A 5,027-nucleotide genomic window follows, 5' to 3' on the forward strand; every position below is an offset into this window, starting at 1 on the left:
CATAAGATTTCTGAAATCAACCAGGGATTCCACCTGCGATAACTGCCGCAGGTCCCGTTCCAGATAAGTCATTATATACCCTTCCCACCATCTTGTTACATTCTCCGGTAAAGAAATATGCAATAGAGGCGGCATAAACCCTCTTGACATCAGTTTAAACAGATTCTCCTTAGGCGCTTTGATAACTTTTGGTTTTAAGGGAACATTATCAAGCAGGTCTTTCAGTATATCAGTCATTTCTGTTTCTCTTATTTCAGCAAGCGTCATAGGGTACAGAGGGAAATATAACGCCCGGCCTGCGAGGCTTTCTGTTACCCTGCTCATGAGAAGCAGGTTAGCCGACCCGGAGAGAATAAACTTTTTCAAATGCCGGTCTTTGTCAACCGTCCGTTTAATTGCTGACAGGATTGCGGGGACTCTCTGGACCTCATCCAGTATTACCCTGTCAAAACCTTCCCATATCGAAGATGGATCTGAATTTGCCTGAGCTACCAGCGACAGGTCGTCAAAGCTGAAGTACTTCCATCCAGAAAAATGAGGATCCTTGTTCAGAAGAGTGCTTTTGCCGGTCTGTCTTGCGCCGGTAAGCACTATGACAGGGCTTTCTTTAGCAGCTTTTGATACGGAATCTGCAACAATCCGAGGCCTGTACGCTGTTTCTTTGCTTGAATGATTATTATTCATGACTTGAATTATATTACATTTTAAGATATTTGTCAATAATATCGAAATTTGCAAAGACGCAAAATTAACCAATATCAGTTCCGCTAAGGTTAAAATATACCTCGATAGAAACCGCCCTGAAGAACTTGAATCTTATTACAAGAAACGACAGTTTGCTGAATGCTTCTGTTATTCTTTTCGGTAAGAAACCTCGGTTATTTTTCCCCAATGCAAAATTAAGGTGCGCAGTTTTTGAAACAATTGATACTGTAACCCCGCTTGATATGAAGGATTTTGAGGGCGACCTTTTTTACCTGATTGACCAAGCAGAAAAATATGTCCTGCAGAACATACGTAAAGGAACCAAAAACAATTTTCAAGGAAGTTGGGCCGTTATGTGGAAAGGCGTTACGGGTCTGATAGTAAATGTTGCAAAGGGCAGGAAGGAAGTTTATTTTTCTGATTTGCCTGAATATTGTGTAAATAACTTAAGTGCGTTAATGTAAGTTATGCCCATGAATTTAAAATATTTTCGATTTCAATAAAAAAAGGTCTTCCACAAAGAAGACCTAATAACAATCGAACTACAATAACTCAATCGCGCTGAGTTATACTGGTTCGAAATACAAAAAACTCCGCGAACTTGACGCACTTAGAACCTATTTTATTGAGAATTATAAGGAATTACAGGGCTTTTCCCGGAAAATAAGCAGGTTTTGCGTACCGATCTCAAGCAAGGCGATACCTGTTATCCAGCGTTTTGCTATAGGTCAGAATTTCACCGCTGTCTGTAAAATCCAGACGTTATTATCGGCGTCCGACCATCCTACGCCTGCTTTGTCAAGCTTTCCTTCATAAATGAACTGAAGTTTCGCGTTATCGCCCAGATAATAATTAAGGCCAACGGCTGTAATTGTTATTTCGCTATTATCTGCAGCTGCGGTATTCCCGTCATAAACATCATAACGCACTACCGGCTGCAAGTCGGATATCCTGTAACCCGCTTCGGCATAATAACCCTGCGCGGTTATAACATCATTCTCTCCTGTCATGTATTCTGCAAGCAGATAATAGGGGCCGCCTTCGTATTTAATATCAAGGCCGGTCCTGTTCCTTGTGAGTGCCGCAACGGTGGCTTTTCCGCTATACAGGGAAACGCCCCCTGACAGATTATTTAACGGAGAATACCCAATCCTTCCTGCAAAATCTTTCACGTTATTGTCTTCTTCCGCATTTGCCAACATCGCGCTAAAATCTGAACCGTTTATACCGGCCAGCACCCAATCCACACTGCCTGATTTACCCGTTACTCTTACTCCAAAATCTTTTGCTCCGCCGCCAGCGAGCTTTTAGATAACTTGCGAGGAATTGATAGTATGCAAATTAAAAGGAGATACCGTGTTCTGATACCCCAGCGGAATACCAAAACGGCCGATTGCTATCTTTCCTACCAGCGGCACTTTATAGTCGATCGTCATGTCAAGCATGTTTGTTAACACCGTGCAGGTTTCCATCTGCATGAAAACCCCGACTTTGTTTGAAATATCGCCCTTGGCAAAAATACGCGCGCGTCTGACTGTAAAATATAATTCCTTACCGGCCTTGGAAGTGTCGTTTACCAGTTGCACCTGCCCTAGACCGCCGAATTGGACCTGCCCAAAAACCGTTGAAAGACCGCCACATAAAACCAGCAACACAATAAATCTCTTTCTCATTTAAAACCTCCTTAAAATATTCCCCTGGAATTTTCAAAGCCCGGCAGTTTGTGATTCATGCGAATTTATTTATTTCGCTGTTTCTGTGTCAGCAAGGAAACAACATACAAAGTAATAAAACTCAACGGCACAGAAATAATCGCCGGGTTATTAATCGGAACCGGAGCTTTAACATTCACCAAATGGTACACATTATTATAAGTTTCCTGTGACAGAAGTATTAATCCCATCGCTGAGCATAGGCCCACTACAATGGAAGCAACAACTCCTTTGGACGTGGTTTTCTTCCAAAACAGTATCATAATAATTGCAGGAAAATTAGCTGACGCGGCTACAGCAAATGCCCAGCCAACCAGGTACGATACGTTCATTCCCTTGTAAAGAATACCTAATACCATCGCAATACAACCAACGGAAACAGCCGCAATTTTACCTGCAAACACTTTGTGCTTGTCTTCCATATTCATGCCCATAAACCTGTCCATTATATCATGAGCTACCGCGCCTGAAGCCGCGACAATTAACCCACTGACTGTTCCTAATACCGTAGCAAAAGCTAATGCCGATACAATCGCAAAAATAGTAACCCCGAATGATTTGGCCAGTAGCGGCGCGGACATGTTGTCATTAGTCAGATCAAGGACTCCGCTTACCATAGCACCTAAACCCATGTAAAGCGTCAAACAATAGAACAACCCGATTGCGCCAATAGCTACGATAGTCGATTTTCTGGCGCTGCGCGCGTCCGGAACAGTATAATAACGAATCAGGATGTGCGGCAAAGCAGCGGTACCTAAAAACAATGCTATCATCAGGGAGATAAAGTCCAGTTTATCCTTCGGTAATGCTCCCTTTTCTGAGTCTACCTTGAATTTTAAGCCTGGTTTTAGCACCGCCTTTCCCGGCGTCGGGTTCTGGGAATAAACGTCATACCTGACTTGTCCGTCAACTAATGTGTTCTTGCTCCACCGTACCACAATCCCATCTTTAATTTTGGCTATGAATGAGAAAATATTGAGAGTACCTGTATGGTATTCGCCGGACTGCCCGTCAATTTCAGTCATATGCCCTACCTGATAAAACAATCCTTCTTCTTTCTTTCCGCCGTTATACAACTTTGTTCCATCCGGGTTATGAGTCACCCATAAAGTTTCTTCCAGTTTTTTATCTTTTGCGTTAAGTTTCCAGATCGAATCCCTGCCGTCTTTAGTAAGCCTGACAAAAATCGATTGCGAATTCCCTGTACCTGCCGGCATTAGCTTGTCAAATTTATATGTTTTATCCGCGATCTTTACCGCAGTATCAGACACTGTTGTAACCGTTATTTTTTTATATTCATGAAACTTAACATCTCCGCCCTGGTCAGGTTTTGTTGATATGCCGCGTGAAAACAGCATAAAAACAAGCGTCATCGAGAAAATTATCAGCATGCCGCCTTTAAAAAATTGAACATACGTCGTAGATGTCATGCCCGCTGTAGCAACTACAATAATAACAATTATTCCTACCAGCAAAACCCCCGCTTCATGAGGCAGGCCAAGCAACGGTGTTACCAGAGACCCTGCGCCAACCATCTGCGGTATTAGATAAAATACCGACACAACGAGCGTACTTATTGCTGCTGTGAGCTGAATTCCTTTTGAATTGAATTTTGCATCCAAAGCATCAGTGAAAGTATACTTGCCCAATCTTTTAACCGGCTCAGCGACAAGAAACAATGCGACTATCCAACCGGCTAAATATCCTATGGAGTACAAAAAACCGTCATAACCGGAAACCGCTATCATGCCGCAAATACCCAGGAATGATGCAGCTGAAAGATAATCGCCTGCAAACGCGATTCCATTGACCGACCAGTGTATGTTGCCGCCAGCAGCGAAATACCCCTTGGATGATTTGGTTTTCCTGGCAAAATGGTACGATATGCCTAAAACTGAAAAAATAAAAGCAACAAACAGCACTATTGCCCATGGCGAAACGATATAGTTCATAGTCTTTCCTCTTTGTTCCTTATTTTATTATTTGTTTTCATCGTCTTTTTCCTTCGGATTCAGCAGTTCTTCGGCATGCGTGCTTATATGATTGTAAATAGCAGCCAGCACCATGGCAAGCGTTATAAGACCGATACCGTAAAGTATTGCGACATTCCAATTACTTACATCAATACCCATGAATTTTGGGCTCATTACATTGATAAAAATAAAACCTGCATACACCAGCGAGTATAACAAAAAGAACCATTTACCCAGCAACTCCTTCAGTGATGCTGCGTTGTCTTTTTTCCATTCTGTACTTTTGCCATGATGCATAAAACCCCCCATGTAAGTATTTTTAAAACCATTTCAATTATACAATATTTATTAATGAATTAGTATCCTTACCCATAACCCTTTATCCCTTGGATTACAAAACAGATTAATCAAAATAATCTTGAAATACCCGAACGTCAGTTGCGAACTTTAACTTCTGAAAACAAGACAGAACAAAAAGAAATATTCAAAGATATTATTAAACTTAGAACAAATTCTCAACACAAAAATTGAATTTGCTTAACCCTAAATCACGAAGACCTTGACGTCCATTAAAATATGATGTATACTATTTGTGCATAGTTGCACATTTAGTACATATGGGGCAAGGGTTTATGAA

6 protein-coding genes are annotated in these 5,027 nt (G+C 41.6%); 1 reads left to right on the top strand and 5 read right to left on the bottom strand.

Annotated elements, in window-relative coordinates; genetic code table 11:
* Positions 1-684: AAA family ATPase (locus tag KKH91_05805; protein MBU0952320.1), on the bottom strand; the 684-nt coding region annotated here is incomplete at its 3' end.
* A 125-nt stretch (positions 685-809) separates the two neighbouring features.
* Here KKH91_05805 and KKH91_05810 point away from each other — a divergent pair.
* Complete coding sequence (locus KKH91_05810; protein MBU0952321.1) at positions 810-1,169, top strand: hypothetical protein; 360 nt, start codon at positions 810-812, stop codon at positions 1,167-1,169.
* 264 nt (positions 1,170-1,433) lie between these two features.
* On the opposite strand, the gene KKH91_05815 is transcribed toward KKH91_05810, so the two are convergent.
* From KKH91_05815 to KKH91_05830, 4 genes are all read right to left on the bottom strand, one after another.
* Entirely contained in the window at positions 1,434-1,952 is a 519-nt protein-coding gene (locus KKH91_05815; GenBank protein ID MBU0952322.1) for an OprO/OprP family phosphate-selective porin, read from the bottom strand.
* 60 nt (positions 1,953-2,012) lie between these two features.
* Entirely contained in the window at positions 2,013-2,378 is a 366-nt protein-coding gene (locus KKH91_05820) for a hypothetical protein (protein ID MBU0952323.1), read from the bottom strand.
* Positions 2,379-2,443: 65 nt separating this feature from the next.
* The gene (locus tag KKH91_05825; GenBank protein ID MBU0952324.1) at positions 2,444-4,369 is read right to left on the bottom strand and encodes a cation acetate symporter; all 1,926 of its coding nucleotides are present in this window, start codon (positions 4,367-4,369) and stop codon (positions 2,444-2,446) included.
* A 27-nt stretch (positions 4,370-4,396) separates the two neighbouring features.
* On the bottom strand, positions 4,397-4,687 hold the full coding sequence (locus tag KKH91_05830) for a DUF485 domain-containing protein (protein ID MBU0952325.1): 291 nt from the start codon (positions 4,685-4,687) through the stop codon (positions 4,397-4,399).
* Positions 4,688-5,027: the final 340 nt, after the last annotated feature.

It is taken from the genome of Elusimicrobiota bacterium (assembly GCA_018816525.1).
Taxonomy (GTDB): Bacteria; Elusimicrobiota; Endomicrobiia; order CG1-02-37-114; family XYA2-FULL-39-19; genus OXYB2-FULL-48-7.

Bases quoted from the DNA above. Each gene is read 5' to 3' on its own strand.
- KKH91_05830 (MBU0952325.1), bottom strand. From the start codon at position 4,687: ATGCATCATGGCAAAAGTACAGAATGGAAAAAAGACAACGCAGCATCA.
- KKH91_05820 (MBU0952323.1), bottom strand. From the start codon at position 2,378: ATGAGAAAGAGATTTATTGTGTTGCTGGTTTTATGTGGCGGTCTTTCA.
- KKH91_05825 (MBU0952324.1), bottom strand. From the start codon at position 4,369: ATGAACTATATCGTTTCGCCATGGGCAATAGTGCTGTTTGTTGCTTTT.